Origin of the sequence: Candidatus Thiodiazotropha endoloripes, assembly GCF_001708965.1 — a bacterium.
In the GTDB taxonomy this organism is placed as follows: Bacteria; Pseudomonadota; Gammaproteobacteria; order Chromatiales; family Chromatiaceae; genus Thiodiazotropha; species Thiodiazotropha endoloripes.
In genome coordinates, this window is the sequence record NZ_LVJW01000003.1 from 2,122,561 (window position 1) to 2,136,167 (window position 13,607).

The 13,607-nt window shown below is 53.8% G+C and carries 13 protein-coding genes; 12 read left to right on the top strand and 1 reads right to left on the bottom strand.

Going from position 1 to position 13,607, the window contains the following annotated elements:
- Window positions 1–3: 3 nt before the first annotated feature.
- Window positions 4–2,109, bottom strand: a complete 2,106-nt coding sequence (gene prsK, locus A3193_RS09475) for an XrtA/PEP-CTERM system histidine kinase PrsK (protein ID WP_069006668.1) — start codon at window positions 2,107–2,109, stop codon at window positions 4–6.
- Between the two features lie 583 nt (window positions 2,110–2,692).
- Here prsK and gspG point away from each other — a divergent pair.
- The 12 genes from gspG (at window position 2,693) to A3193_RS09535 (ending at window position 13,579) form a co-directional block, all read left to right on the top strand.
- A complete protein-coding gene (gspG, locus tag A3193_RS09480; protein WP_069006667.1) occupies window positions 2,693–3,115 on the top strand; it encodes a type II secretion system major pseudopilin GspG in 423 nt (140 codons plus the stop codon).
- Between the two features lie 44 nt (window positions 3,116–3,159).
- Complete coding sequence (gspH, locus tag A3193_RS09485) at window positions 3,160–3,663, top strand: type II secretion system minor pseudopilin GspH (protein WP_069014769.1); 504 nt, start codon at window positions 3,160–3,162, stop codon at window positions 3,661–3,663.
- A complete protein-coding gene (gene gspI / locus A3193_RS09490) occupies window positions 3,647–4,075 on the top strand; it encodes a type II secretion system minor pseudopilin GspI (RefSeq protein WP_071932447.1) in 429 nt (142 codons plus the stop codon). Before gspH ends, gspI begins: the two co-directional genes overlap by 17 nt.
- On the top strand, window positions 4,072–4,779 hold the full coding sequence (gene gspJ, locus A3193_RS09495; RefSeq protein ID WP_083218482.1) for a type II secretion system minor pseudopilin GspJ: 708 nt from the start codon (window positions 4,072–4,074) through the stop codon (window positions 4,777–4,779). The genes gspI and gspJ overlap by 4 nt, the downstream gene beginning before the upstream one ends.
- Entirely contained in the window at window positions 4,763–5,749 is a 987-nt protein-coding gene (gspK, locus tag A3193_RS09500) for a type II secretion system minor pseudopilin GspK (protein WP_162272495.1), read from the top strand. The genes gspJ and gspK overlap by 17 nt, the downstream gene beginning before the upstream one ends.
- On the top strand, window positions 5,749–6,975 hold the full coding sequence (gene gspL, locus A3193_RS09505; protein WP_069014596.1) for a type II secretion system protein GspL: 1,227 nt from the start codon (window positions 5,749–5,751) through the stop codon (window positions 6,973–6,975). The genes gspK and gspL overlap by 1 nt, the downstream gene beginning before the upstream one ends.
- Window positions 6,975–7,460 (top strand): type II secretion system protein GspM, encoded by a 486-nt coding sequence (gene gspM / locus A3193_RS09510; RefSeq protein WP_069006665.1) that lies wholly within the window; start codon window positions 6,975–6,977, stop codon window positions 7,458–7,460. Before gspL ends, gspM begins: the two co-directional genes overlap by 1 nt.
- Before the next feature lie 6 nt (window positions 7,461–7,466).
- Window positions 7,467–8,222 carry a type II secretion system protein N gene (locus A3193_RS09515; protein WP_069006664.1) on the top strand — a complete coding sequence of 252 codons (756 nt, stop codon included), beginning with the start codon at window positions 7,467–7,469 and terminating at the stop codon, window positions 8,220–8,222.
- A 196-nt stretch (window positions 8,223–8,418) separates the two neighbouring features.
- Window positions 8,419–10,428 (top strand): type II secretion system secretin GspD, encoded by a 2,010-nt coding sequence (gspD, locus tag A3193_RS09520; RefSeq protein WP_235614943.1) that lies wholly within the window; start codon window positions 8,419–8,421, stop codon window positions 10,426–10,428.
- A gap of 15 nt (window positions 10,429–10,443) precedes the next feature.
- Complete coding sequence (gspE, locus tag A3193_RS09525; RefSeq protein ID WP_069014597.1) at window positions 10,444–12,012, top strand: type II secretion system ATPase GspE; 1,569 nt, start codon at window positions 10,444–10,446, stop codon at window positions 12,010–12,012.
- A 6-nt stretch (window positions 12,013–12,018) separates the two neighbouring features.
- The gene (gspF, locus tag A3193_RS09530) at window positions 12,019–13,230 is read left to right on the top strand and encodes a type II secretion system inner membrane protein GspF (RefSeq protein WP_069006662.1); all 1,212 of its coding nucleotides are present in this window, start codon (window positions 12,019–12,021) and stop codon (window positions 13,228–13,230) included.
- 4 nt (window positions 13,231–13,234) lie between these two features.
- Window positions 13,235–13,579, top strand: a complete 345-nt coding sequence (locus A3193_RS09535; RefSeq protein WP_069006661.1) for an SEL1-like repeat protein — start codon at window positions 13,235–13,237, stop codon at window positions 13,577–13,579.
- Window positions 13,580–13,607: the final 28 nt, after the last annotated feature.

Here is a 13,607-nt window from a genome sequence, read left to right on the forward strand (position 1 = left end):
CAATTACGCCTCTACAGTAGCATCTGACTGCCGGTCTGTTGCAGTCCCTGATTTAATGAGTGGAATGGATATGGTGAAACAAGTGCCCTCACCAAGCTGGCTCTTCACTGTCAGACTGCCATTCAGGGAGTTAACATACTCCCGGGTTTCATATACGCCAATTCCCATTCCAGCATTTCCCTTGGTTGTCTGAAAGGGTCGAAACAACCGCTCTTTGATAAACTTATCCTCCATCCCTGAACCATTGTCCTGAATGGTTATGATCACATTCTGATCGATTCTCTCGACGGATATCATCACCTCACCGTCCTTATCGGTCGCTTCCTGAGCATTTTTAATCATATGGATCATAATCGCGGTGAAACGATCTTTATCTGCAACAATCTCTAAATAGTTGTCTTTGATTTTTAACTGCGGTTTCGGCTGATAGGCATACAGTTCATTGACCGCCTGCGCCACGGACTCCTCGATGTAGAACTGTTTCGTTTCCGTCGACTCAAATCTACCCTGCCGCAATTGTGCCAACAGTCTGCCCATTTTGTTGACTGCATTGCCAATTGTTCTCACCGCATCGTCCATGAACTCCGGATTGTTTTTATGTCGTTCTGCATTTTTCACAACCAGTTCGAGTTGTGCGATCAGGTTCTTCAAATCGTGCACGACAAATGCTGAAAGTCGGTTGAAGGCCTCAAATTGATTGGCCCGGTTCAACGCCTCAGAGGCTTGCAGCAGCGCCAGATAGCCACCCGCCTGTTTTGCGGCAGCTTTGATCAGATCCCGATCCTCCCAGTTGATCGAGGGTAGTGAATGGGAACGGATAAGCAGTGCAAATCCTATCAAGGCTTCATGATGTTTGATAGGTACTATTAACCAGGCGTCATGGATCTCCGCCAGACTGTGATCAAGCGCCAGATTGTCATAACGTTCAGGGTATTTGTTCAGTTCATCGATATCGATGATCCAGTCGCTACGCTGAAAATAGGCGATTAATTCGCTCTCCGCCTGCAGGTCCAGTGAAAGGTCGTCGACCTGCCAGCGACTGGTGCAGTGGTAACGCCCATCTTCACCCAAGGTCCAGAGATAACCGCCACGGGACTCCACAGAGTCGGAAATCGCCTGCACGACTCGGGGCAGTATCTGATTGCCACCGGGTCCCTCCGCAAGGGTTTGAACCACTCTCAACCACTCGTCCCGCCAATCGTACTTGTAACTAAAGAAGTGTTTGTTGACAAACACTTTCAGCTTGGCTCTCAGGGAACCGGAAAAAAGCACGACGGCGAGAAAGCAGACCCCGGTGAAAACAAACGCGATTTGTGTCGCTTTCCCCCAGGTTCCACCGTAATAGCGGATGTAATAACCAACCGCCGCCATCAGCACCAGATAGCTGCCGGCTGCCAGCAGGGTTGTGGCATGAAACACCACCTGTCTTGAGACAAACACCCGTACAGACCAGCTGGGATTACGGGTCGCGGCAATCGCCACAAAGGGTGCAACCAGTGAGCTGGTAAAGCCTCTGGCCTGCCACAGGGCGGAATCCACCTGTTTGAACATCAACGCGTCGGCATAGAGAAAAAGATCATAGACAAACAGTATGCCCATGCCGAAATAGAGATACTTGACCGCCCAGCGCATATCCGGCCGGGTACTGCGGTAGAGCTGCTCGATCAGCACCAGACCGGCGATGGCAAATCCCAAATGTCCGACCAGTTGAAAGCTTGCAGTACCTCCCCAGCTGCGCACCCCGGGGAAAAACTGGGCCGACAACTCAACACCCAACAACAGAGCGGAGACGGAAAAGATCGTGACCGGGGCGTATCTGAGCAGGCCGTCATCCCCGCCTGCTGCTGACTTGAGTATGCTCAGCAGTCTCAGCAGAAAGGCAAACCAGGCAATATTTTTTGCGATTTCAAACAGTTGGTACGTATTGGCTGTAAGAGCCGATTCCTGAACCTGGAAAGCAATCGCGGTCAGCGCCCAACAGGCGGAGGTGCTCGAGGCAATCAGCAGATAGGTCCCTTCGATGCGCCCTCGCCAACTGGTCAACAGAAGCACACTGAAAATCAGAAACAGTGTCGCTGAAAATCCATAGCCGATTATTCCAATAGTCAATCAGTCATCCTCATGGGTAGTTGTTTGCGTAATAGGCGCAATGAACTTTTACTCACTGACAGAGACTTACAACTGTGGGTTTTTATTATCCCGGTAATCACTGAGATCCTGAATGTCCTCTATGTGAGGTGAGTAATGGTATTTGGCATTTGTGATGGACTATCCCAAATGCAGCCGTCATGGTTTTTTATGGCAAATCCCAACGAACAATGTTCGATTTAAGCCGACTACCGGTTACCCAACCACTATTCAGTATAGGGTCTTGCAGAAACTGAACTCATGAGGTTGTCGTCTTTACTGCCGATTGAAGCAGATCCGGCGATTGATTATGGTTTGGATGCTATCGCCAAAATGATGCTGATTCCGCGGCAAGAGCCACTATAGTACACAAAGATAGTGAAACGATTCACCCTGTCAGCGTGATTTTTAACGGGAATCTGGATTCCAGCACATAATCCCCGGATAATGGCCCACTTTTATGATCAATCAACACGGATAATTGACACGGGTTAATCTTATGACCATCAATGCAGTCTCCTCGCTAAATGCCCCTGAAGCAACAACTAGTCATCACTGGGACGGAATGAATAAATCAAAGAAAATCAAAGGCTTCACACTAATAGAAGTCATGGTGGTCGTCGTCATACTGAGTATCCTTGCGGCGATCGTTGTGCCGAAAATCATGGATCGGCCAGAACAGGCCCGTATCACCAAAGCCAAAAGCGATATCCGTGCACTGGAAGCCTCTCTGAATCTCTATCGCCTGGACAACATGATCTACCCAACCACCGAGCAGGGACTTGAGGCTCTGGTGAGCAAACCCACCGACTCTCCGGAACCAAGGAACTGGAAGGAAGGGGGTTATCTCGATCGATTGCCCAGCGATCCCTGGGGCAATGGCTATCTCTATCTGAGCCCCGGCACCCATGGTACGGTCGATATCTATACCTCTGGCCTGGACATGCAATCGACAGATGATGACATCGGCAACTGGAATCTGGATTGACACCGCCCGGAAAGATCAACAGTAAGCCAGAGGGAGCTTGGCCAATGCGAAGCAGCAAGGGATTGGGCATGGGCTTCACCCTGATCGAGGTGATGGTGGTGGTGGTCATCATCGGCATCCTGATCAACTATGTGGCAATCTCATTCGGGCGCAATGCCCCGGGTGACCAGCTCAGGGACGAGGCCCAGCGACTCAACAGCCTGCTCAAGCTGGCCAGTGAAGAGGCCTTGCTCAGATCGACGTTGATCGGGGTGGATATCACCGAAGAGAGTTATGGCTTCCTCAGCCTCAACGAGGGGGAGTGGGAAGTGGTATCCGATAACCTGTTTCGGGAGCGTCAACTGCCCCCAGGGGTTGAGATCAGCGTTGCGACCGCACTGCCCGAAGGGGATGACGAAGAGAAGAGAACGCCTGAGATCATCCTCCTGAACAGTGGTGAGATGACCACATTCGAGCTTAATGTCAGCTCTGAACAGGTTGATAGTTACTACCGGTTGACAGGCAATGAACTTGGAGAGCTCTCCCTGGAACATGTCTCACCCTACTAAACCACACGCCACTACATCCCACCCCTCCGGGACTGCACCAGGCAGTCGCAATAAGGGCTTCACCCTGCTGGAGATTCTGATTGCACTGGCGATTCTGGCGATTGCACTGACCTCAATCATCTCAGTGGCATCCAACCAATCGGTCAATGTCGCCTATTTGCGAGACAAGACCCTGGCCCATTGGGTAGCCATGAACCAGATGACAGAGCTGCAGGTCACCAACCAATGGCCCGCGACCGGCTCGAAAAAGGGTAAAGAGGAGATGGGACTGCAGGAGTGGCACTGGCAGAGGGAGGTCAGCAAGACACCGGATGATCGTGTCAGACAGGTGGAGATCCGGGTATTTCGCAACAAGGACGATGAGAGCAGTGTAACCCGACTGGTGAGCTTTCTTTCACAACCGATCAAATGAAACCTTCGCCACATAATATGCGGGACCATCAGCAGCGGTACACGCCCTGTGCCGCTGGATTCACACTGCTTGAACTGCTGATTGCCATTACCGTTTTCGCCATTATGGCCACCTTCGCCTACTCGGGTCTGAAGGTGGTACTGGATTCTGAAAACCAGACCAGTCAATACAGTAAACGCATGTCTCAACTGCAACTGGCGATGAACCTGATGCAGCGGGATTTCGAGCAGGCGATTGAGAGGCCAATCCGGGATCAGCATGGTGACGAAGTCGGCGCTTTCATTAGCGGAGGTTTCGCCGGCACACTGCTCGAGTTGACCCGGGACGGCTATGCCAATCCAATGAAGCTGCCCCGCAGCAATCTGCAGCGGGTGGGATACCAGCTGGAAGAGGAGACCCTCTATCGCCTTACCTGGAGAATTCTCGACAGAGCCCAGGATAGTGAACCTCACCGCTACCAACTGATCGATAATATTGAGACACTTGAGCTGGTCTATTATGACAAGGAGATGAAAAAACAGAGTCAGTGGCCAGCCGAAAGATTTGATTTCGATTCAGGCGAAAAACCCGGTCTTCCCACGGCGGTGGAAGTCAAGATGGAACTCAAGGATTGGGGTAATATCAGACGCCTGTTTGCACTGGTGAGACCCATACCGGATGAACAGCAGGAGCAGGGACAAAACAGTAATGGCGACACTCAATAAGCGTCCGTCGCAACAACAAGGTATCGCCCTGATCACCGCCATCGTGATTGTCGCCATGGCGTCGATCGCTGCCGTGGCAATGACCCACAACCTGCAACTTAATATTCGTCGAACCGGCAATATCCAGGCAGCGGACCAGTCCTACTACTACACCCTTGGCAGTGAAGCCTGGTCCAGAGGTATGCTGATCAGGGACCTGCTGGATGATGACGCCAAGGAGTACGACTCACTGGATGAGAACTGGGCAATCGAACTCCCCCCCACCCCGGTGGAAGGGGGTGAGGTGCAGGCCGTTACCACTGACCTGCAAGGTCGGTTCAACCTGAACAATCTCTACGTGGCAGCAGAAGCGGAACCACAGGCCAAACAGGAGGCCGCCGTCCAGCTGGCCATATTTCAACGTATCCTTACGGCTCTCGAACTACCGGAGTCGATCGCCCAGGCAACCCAGGACTGGCTTGATGGTGACATCAAGACCTCCTTTCCGGATGGTGCTGAAGACATTGAATATCTGGGTCAGGAGCCAGCCTACCGAACGGCCAATGGCTTTATGGCCAGCCACACTGAGCTAAGACTGATCAAGGATATCGATCAGGAGAGTTACGACATACTGGCGCCACATGTCGTCGCTCTACCGGTTAAAACCCCGATCAATGTCAATACGGCAGACCAGATCGTGTTAAAAAGCCTGCTCAACGAACTCTCGGACGGGCATGCAGAGCAACTGATCAGTGAGCGAGAAGAGAACCCGTTCAAAGAGACGGCATCCTTTATTGAAAGACTTAGAGAACTTTTGGATAAAAATAAAGTAAAATCTGAAGAGATAGAGCCATTGATCTCAGTAGACAGTCACTTTTTTCAACTGGAGACGGTTGTACGCATGGAAAATATCAGCCAAAGATTGGTCAGCCGCCTGTACCAAGGCAGTGAGGATGTGGTTGTCATATCCCGAACCACCGGGGTCTATTGATGGCCGAGCATCTTATTCTGCACTGCCACGATGCATCCTGTAAGCAGGTCTCCTGGTCTTTTCGTGGCGCCAGTGGCAGCGAAGCGGGAACCGGAACCCTGGAACAGGCAGCTCAACAGGCGAAAGGCAGACGCACCCTGGTGCTGGCTCCTGCGTCCGAAATCCTGATTACATCCGTCAACATTCCAACCCGCAATCGCCAGCGTCTGTTGCAAGCGATACCTTTCTCCTTGGAGAACGAGCTGACTGAGGATATCGATGAACTCCATTTTGCTGCTGGCAATATGGATGACAACAACATCACCCCGGTTGCCGTTGTTGCCAGAAGTCGACTTGAAGCGTGGCTTGAAAAATTGGAGTCGGCCGGTATCGAACCACTCGGTCTCTATCCGGATATGCTCGGGCTGCCGATGGAGAGCGATGCCTGGTGTCTCTACCAGAGCGACCATCAATTACAGATTCGTACCCAGACCAACCGGGGTTACAGCGTCGATGGCGTCAACGGTGGTGAGTTTTTAAAACTGGCACTGCAGCAGGCTGGGGAATCGGCTCCGCATAAATTGATCCTTTACCGGCTTAACGGCAGCCGTACTGAACTGGACCTGGAGACGATCGCACCAGATTGCGAGATCATCACCAGGGAGATAGAACACCCGGGTGAATTGACCAACCTGCTGGCGGAAAACCTGCATGAGAAGCAGCTGTTGAATCTTTTGCAAGGGGAGTATCTCAGGGTCGACAAAACAACCCTGCAGTGGAAGCGCTGGCTGCCGGCGGCCGTTTTGGCACTGATTTTCATTGGCCTCTCGATTGGCTCGTCGATTCAGCAATACAATCAATATGACAACCAGAGCAAATTGCTGCATGCTCAGATCAGGGAGACGTTTCAGCAGGCCTTTCCGGAGGTGAAGCGAATTGTCGATCCCAGAGCACAGATGGAGCAACGCCTGAAATCCCTGCAGCGGGGTCAATCCGGCAGCTTCGCCCAATTTGCCAGCCTGTTCGTACCCTCGGCAAGCGTCATCAAACACAGCCCGAACACCACCCTGCAAAACATCAGCTTTCGCGATGGCCAGCTCAATCTGCAACTGACCATCAAGGAGCTGCAAGCCCTCGAGACCTTGAAGAAGACCATCGAGAGTAAACGGCTGACTGTCGAAATCCGCTCTGCCAATGCGGCGGATAATCAAGTCACCTCCCATTTGAGAATCACTGGAGGATCCTGATGAAGCAGTGGTGGCAGAGTAAAACCCAACAAGAACATCTGGCCATGATCATTGGCGGTACGGCGGTGCTGCTGTTGCTGATCTACCTGATTGTATGGCGCCCCTTCCAGCAGAGCCTGGAACAAAAGGCCTTGCTGGTGAAGAGCCAGGAATCGACTCTGCAATGGATGAAAGACAACGCGGATCTGGTGAAGAACATACGCAACGACCAACCCGGTAAAGGCGCAGCCAGCAACGAAGCACTGCTGACACTGGTCGACAGGACCGCCAAACGGATTCAGTTGAGGCAGCAGATCAAGCGTATCAAGCCCCAGGGTGACGATTCAGTTCAGCTGTGGGTCGAAGAAGCCTCTTTTGACACCCTGATTCGCTGGCTGGGTGAGATGACCCAGGAGTATGCGTTGAATATCGAATCACTCAATATCGATCGACAGGATGCTCCGGGGCTGATCAATGCCCGGGTGGTCCTGCAGCGCGGAGGATAGAAGGTAATGAAGTGGTGGAGTTACCTGCTGATCGGTCTCGGGGCCTATCTGCTGATCATGGTGATCAGCCTGCCGGCAGAGCATGTCCTGGGCTGGACGGCAGGCAACAATAAGAAAATGCCTTTCACCTACGGCACCATCAAAGGAAGCCTGTGGCGTGGCAAGATGGAGGCGTTGACCGTAAACGGCGTTCCCCTCGACAAACTCAAATGGCGCTTCTCCCCAAGTGAGCTGCTATTCGGTCGTCTCGGCTTTGACATTCAGATCAATCATGCGGGTCAGGAACTGGAAGCGGATGTTGCAAAAGGATTTGGCAATGAGATCCAGATCGAGGATATCAGTGGCGTGATTCAGGCTGCGATCATTCCCCAGTTGATCGATATGGCACAAATCGGCGTTGACGGTAACGTTAACCTGAACCTCCAACAGATCACTCTGTCAGACAATCAGATCATCTATGCCGAAGGCGAGGTGCAGTGGCTGGGATCTGCCCTGAAAAGCCCGTTCGCACTCAAGGTTGGCGACCTTCAGGCTGACCTTGAAACGGACGATGCGGGAGCAGTCCGGGCAAAAATCAAAGACTTGGGAGGACCTACCGCCGTGGATGGGGAACTCAGTCTGACACTGGACGGAAACTTCCAGGTCAATGGCCAGATCAAACCGGGAACAGATTCCGACCCCCGACTTGGCGGTGCCCTGAATGCAATCAGCAAACCCAAACCGGATGGCAGCTACCAGATAACCTACAGCGCGCGGCTTTGAAGCATGTGCACTGTTTCATACTACTGTTTTGAACCGGTAGGCCAATGCGCTAACATCTGCTATTATGGAATGGATTATATATTCAACATAAACCCATGATGGATAAAGAATTTCACAACTATTTCCCTGACCTGTCACAAACCAGTGACCTGAATTGGATCAGGCATGTTGCAGAGAGTGCTAGGGGACAGCTTCTATGATGACCAATTCGGCCAATAAATTCATGGACAGATCAGCTCCGTTCCAGCACAGAATTCGCCATGCTCTGCTTCTCTGTTGCTGCATGGTTCTGTTGAACTTTGTGACGATCGCGCCCAGTCATGCCGAGCAGATCACCCTGAATCTGAACAACGCGGATATCGAAGCCCTGATCAAAACGGTTTCAGAACATACCGGCAAGAACTTCGTCATCGATCCGCGCGTCAAAGGCAAGGTTACGGTGATATCCGCCCATCCGATGGACCGGAATGAGTTCTATGAAGTCTTTCTGTCGATCCTTGAGGTGCATGGTTTTTCAACCATTCCCAGTGGTGAAGTGATCAAGATCGTTCCCGATGTAAAGGCCAAACAGGGTGGTATTCCAACCCTGGCCAGAGCCGGCTCCCTGCCCGGGGATCAGATCGTCACCCGGATTATTCAGGTGAAGAATGTCACCTCGGCCCAGCTGGTCCCCATCCTGCGTCCGCTGATTCCCCAGGAGGGGCATCTGGCGGCCTACCCGGACACCAATGTACTGATCATCTCTGACCGACGCCGCAATGTGGACCGGCTGATGAGGATCATCGAACAGATCGATCAGGTCAGTGACAGCTCCATCGAGGTCATCACGCTTCAGCACGCCTCCGCCGCCGAGGTGGTTCGGATTCTGGAAAGTCTCAAACAATCCGCCGCCAAGGGCGCCTCCAAATCGGCCTCAAAGATGGTCGCCGACGAACGCACCAACAGCATCCTGATCAGCGGTGATCCGACTGAGCGCCTGCGGGCACGGGTGGTGATCGAACATCTGGACACCCCGTTTGACAACGAGGGCAATGCCCAGGTCGTCTATCTGAAATACGCCAATGCGGTTGACTTGGTGACTGTACTGACCGGTGTCAGTGAAAATATCGATGAGGGTGGCAAGGGTAAAGCGGCCAAAGCCGCAAGTAAACCCAAGGTGCCGGTCAACATACAGGCTGATGAAGCCTCGAATGCCTTGATCATTACCGCGCCACCGGATGTTTTCCACTCCCTGCAGGCAATCATCCGTAAACTGGATATTCGTCGAGCCCAGGTTCTGGTCGAGGCGATCATTGCTGAAGTCTCCTATGACAAGGCCAAAAGTCTGGGTGTGCAGTGGGTGGTTGACGGCACACCGGATGGACAGGGTCCGGTTGGTGTGATCAATCTGGGTTCACCGACCATTACGGACGTCTACAACTCCGTGGCTGCCGGCGCCGGTGTACCACTGGGTCCCGGCACCTCGATCGGCCTGGGCCGATTTGACAGCGACCGGGTCAATTTCGCGGCCCTGATACAGGCACTGGAGAGTGATACCACCAGCAACATTCTCTCTACCCCCAGCCTGACCACGCTGGACAACCAGGAAGCTGAGATCGTGATCGGTCAGAATGTGCCTTTCATAACCGGCTCCTACAGTTCCACCGGTGGCACCAGCAATTCGGTCAATCCGTTCCAGACCGTACAGCGTGAGGATGTGGGCCTGACTCTGAAGGTCAAACCTCAGATCAACGAAGGCAACTCCATTCAGCTCGAGATTGAACAGGAGATCTCCAGCATCAATGCCTCCGCCAGCACCGGCACCAGTGATATCGTTACCAACAAGCGCACCATCAAAACCGTGGTGATGGTGGAAGATGGCGCGACAATCGTACTCGGCGGACTGATCCAGGAAGATCTCCAGCAGACTGAAGAGAAGGTCCCCCTGCTTGGCGACATCCCCCTGTTGGGCGCCCTCTTCCGCGCCAACAAGACCACCAAAGTGAAACGCAATCTGATGGTCTTTCTCAGGCCGGTGGTATTGAGGGATGCTGCGATCAGTACCCAGATTGCCAGTGACAAATATAACTACTTCCGCGCCCAGCAAATGAAAATGAAGCAGGAAGGGGTCAGTCTGATGGATGATGAGGAGACGCCGATCATGCCACCGCGCTTCGGTACATTTGCTCCGCCTTTCGAGGATGAACCGCCGGAACCGGAACTCTGACAGGTAGCGTAAACCATGTCTGACACGACGCCCTCAAATCCACTACAGGACGCATTGGATCCGGTATCCGAACTGCTTTCCGAAGAGCCTGAGAGCCTGCCGCCCCAGGAGCCGAGTCAGTTGCCTTATGCCTATGCAAGGCGACATGGCGCCGTGGTGGTGCACAATGATCAAACGGGTGAGTACGAGTTACTCTATAAACCCGGGGTTTCGATTTTAGTACTGAATGAAATCCGCCGTCTCTATCGGCAACCCCTGATCTTCAAACAGATCGATGAGGAGAGTCTGGAGAGACAGCTCTCGCTGGTCTATGAGTCGGGCTCCAAACAATCGAGTCAGATCATGGAGACCATGGGCGATGATATGGATCTCGATCATGCGGCCCAGGCGCTCAACCAGCCGGAAGATCTGCTGGGCAGTGACGATGACGCACCGATCATCCGATTGATCAATGCCCTGTTTACCGAAGCGATCAAAGAGCAGGCTTCGGATATCCATATCGAACCCTATGAAAACCGCCTGGTGGTTCGTTTCCGGGTCGACGGGGTGTTGCGCGAAGTCCTCTCGCCACCGCGCAATGTCTCTTCATTCCTGGTCTCCCGTATCAAGGTCATGGCGCAACTCGATATCGCTGAAAAACGCATTCCCCAGGATGGCCGGATCTCTTTGAAAGTGGGTAACCGCCCGGTGGATGTGCGTGTCTCGACCCTGCCCTCCAGCTATGGCGAGCGAGTGGTGTTGCGCCTGCTCGACAAACAGGCGGGCCGGCTCGATCTGGAACACCTTGGCATGGCCAGAGACCTGCTTGAACAGGTCGATCCCGGCGTGATTCGGCGTCCCCACGGCATCTTTCTGGTCACCGGCCCCACCGGCTCGGGTAAAACCACCACCCTGTATGCCGCTTTGAGCCGACTCAATACCCAGAGCCGTAACATCGTCACCGTGGAAGATCCGATCGAGTACTATCTCGACGGCATAGGACAGACCCAGGTAAACAACAAGGTCGATCTCACCTTTGCCCGCGGCCTGAGGGCGATTCTCCGTCAGGATCCGGATGTGGTGATGGTTGGTGAGATTCGTGACCTGGAAACCGCACAAATTGCGGTACAGGCCAGTTTGACCGGCCATATGGTGATGTCGAGCCTGCATACCAACACGGCAATCGGCAGCATCTCCCGTCTCAGGGATATGGGTGTGGAGCCGTTCCTGCTCTCCTCCAGTCTGATCGGTGTTCTGGCCCAGCGCCTGGTACGTACCCTCTGCCCCCACTGCAAGGAGCCCTACAGCGCCAGCCAGCAGGAGCTGGAACTGTTGGAGCAACCGAGTAGCGAATCGGTCACGATCTACTCAGCCAAAGGGTGTGAAAAGTGTCATAACCACGGCTATGTGGGCCGAACAGGCATCTATGAGCTGATTACTATCGATGAGACCCTGCGTAATATGATTCACAAGGGCAGTGGTGAGATGGAGATGCTGGAACACGCCAGAAACTTCACCGACAGCATTCGCCAGGATGGCATGAAGCGGGTTCTCAATGGTGATACCACCATCGATGAGATCATCCGCGTGACCCAGGAAGGATAGCCCGCCTTGGACGCCTTTGAATATGTAGCACTCGATCCGAGCGGCAAGGAGAAGCGTGGTGTTCTTGAGGGTGACAGCCCAAGACAGGTTCGCCAGCAACTGCGGGAATCGGGCCTGACTCCCCTCTCCATCGACTCCGCAAGCGGTACCGCCACACAGAGCAAGAGCAAGCTGTTTCAGCGTCAGATCAATGCCATGGAACTGGCTCTGATCACCCGCCAGATGGCTACCCTGTTACGCTCCGGACTACCCCTTGAGCATGTCCTGAAAACCACCGCTCAGCAATCGGACAAACGCCACGTGGAGCGCACCCTGCTGGCGGTACGGGCCAAGGTTCTGGAGGGCAGAACCCTGGCGGACGGCCTCAAGGAGTTCCCCAAAACCTTCCCGGAAGTCTACATCCAGACCGTCTCCTCGGGGGAGCAGTCCGGCCATCTTGAAGTGGTCCTGGAGAGACTGGCGGACTACACCGAGCAGCGCCAGCAGATGCGCCAGAAGACCATCTTCGCCCTCTTCTACCCGGCACTGCTGACCATCGTCTCACTGCTGATTGTCGGCGGTCTGTTGACCTACATCGTGCCCCAGGTCACCCGGGTGTTCGAAAGCATGTCCGCCGAACTCCCCTGGATAACCCAGGCACTGATGTCCACCAGTGACACCTTCCGCAGCTACGGGGTTCCGATCTTCATGACGCTGCTGGCGCTCGGTCTGCTGTTCAGCTATCTGCTGAAGAAACCAGGCCCCAAACGCTGGTGGCATCGCACCCTGCTGCGCATCCCGCTGGTGGGGCGTCTTGTGCGGACCGCCAATGCGGCCCGTTTCTCCAGAACCCTGAGCATCATGGCCGCCAGCAGTGTACCGATTCTCGATTCGATGCGCATCGCTTCCCAGGTCCTGACCAATCTGCCGATGCGCAGTGCCGTCGAGGAAGCCACTTTAAGGGTTCGTGAAGGGGCCAGTCTCTATCAGGCCCTGGACAAAACCGGATACTTCCCACCGATGACCCTCAGTCTGCTCGCCAGCGGTGAATCGAGTGGTAACCTCGAAGGTATGCTGGAGCGCTCCGCCGATATCCAGGAGCGAGAGATAGAAACCCTGGTCTCCACGATTCAGGGATTGTTCGAACCTATACTCATCCTGGTCATGGGTGGTATTGTGCTGGTCATCGTACTGGCTATACTGCTGCCTATTTTCGATCTTAACCAATTGGTAGCCTGACTCTATGGAACTTTCTAGCAATCCAATCCGCACTCTGCCGCTGATCATCGCGCTCTGTTTAGCGATTTTGAGCGGTTGTGCAACCTCCCCGGATCCTTCCGTGGATGAGACGGCGCTTACCCTGACCGAAGCGCACAAGGCCTACAACGCCAAAGAGTATAAGAGGGTTTTTCAACTGCTGTTTCCCCTCGCAGCTGCCGGTAATGACAAGGCGCAATACGCCCTGGGCTATCTCTTCTATCATGGCATGGGAGTTGAAAAGAATGAACGCCAGGCGATGCACTGGGTTCAGCAGGCCGCCGCCCAGGGGAACCGCAAAGCGATCCAGGCGTTGACCCCAGTACAATAAAATTGCCCTGGGGAGGGTGACTAACCCG

What these genes read in the sequence shown, in the direction of transcription:
- gspG (WP_069006667.1), top strand. Translation starts at nt 2,693, where the DNA reads ATGAATAAATCAAAGAAAATCAAAGGCTTCACACTAATAGAAGTCATG.
- gspJ (WP_083218482.1), top strand. Translation starts at nt 4,072, where the DNA reads ATGAAACCTTCGCCACATAATATGCGGGACCATCAGCAGCGGTACACG.
- gspM (WP_069006665.1), top strand. Translation starts at nt 6,975, where the DNA reads ATGAAGCAGTGGTGGCAGAGTAAAACCCAACAAGAACATCTGGCCATG.
- gspH (WP_069014769.1), top strand. Translation starts at nt 3,160, where the DNA reads ATGCGAAGCAGCAAGGGATTGGGCATGGGCTTCACCCTGATCGAGGTG.
- gspL (WP_069014596.1), top strand. Translation starts at nt 5,749, where the DNA reads ATGGCCGAGCATCTTATTCTGCACTGCCACGATGCATCCTGTAAGCAG.
- gspD (WP_235614943.1), top strand. Translation starts at nt 8,419, where the DNA reads ATGATGACCAATTCGGCCAATAAATTCATGGACAGATCAGCTCCGTTC.
- gspK (WP_162272495.1), top strand. Translation starts at nt 4,763, where the DNA reads ATGGCGACACTCAATAAGCGTCCGTCGCAACAACAAGGTATCGCCCTG.
- A3193_RS09515 (WP_069006664.1), top strand. Translation starts at nt 7,467, where the DNA reads ATGAAGTGGTGGAGTTACCTGCTGATCGGTCTCGGGGCCTATCTGCTG.
- gspI (WP_071932447.1), top strand. Translation starts at nt 3,647, where the DNA reads ATGTCTCACCCTACTAAACCACACGCCACTACATCCCACCCCTCCGGG.
- gspE (WP_069014597.1), top strand. Translation starts at nt 10,444, where the DNA reads ATGTCTGACACGACGCCCTCAAATCCACTACAGGACGCATTGGATCCG.
- A3193_RS09535 (WP_069006661.1), top strand. Translation starts at nt 13,235, where the DNA reads ATGGAACTTTCTAGCAATCCAATCCGCACTCTGCCGCTGATCATCGCG.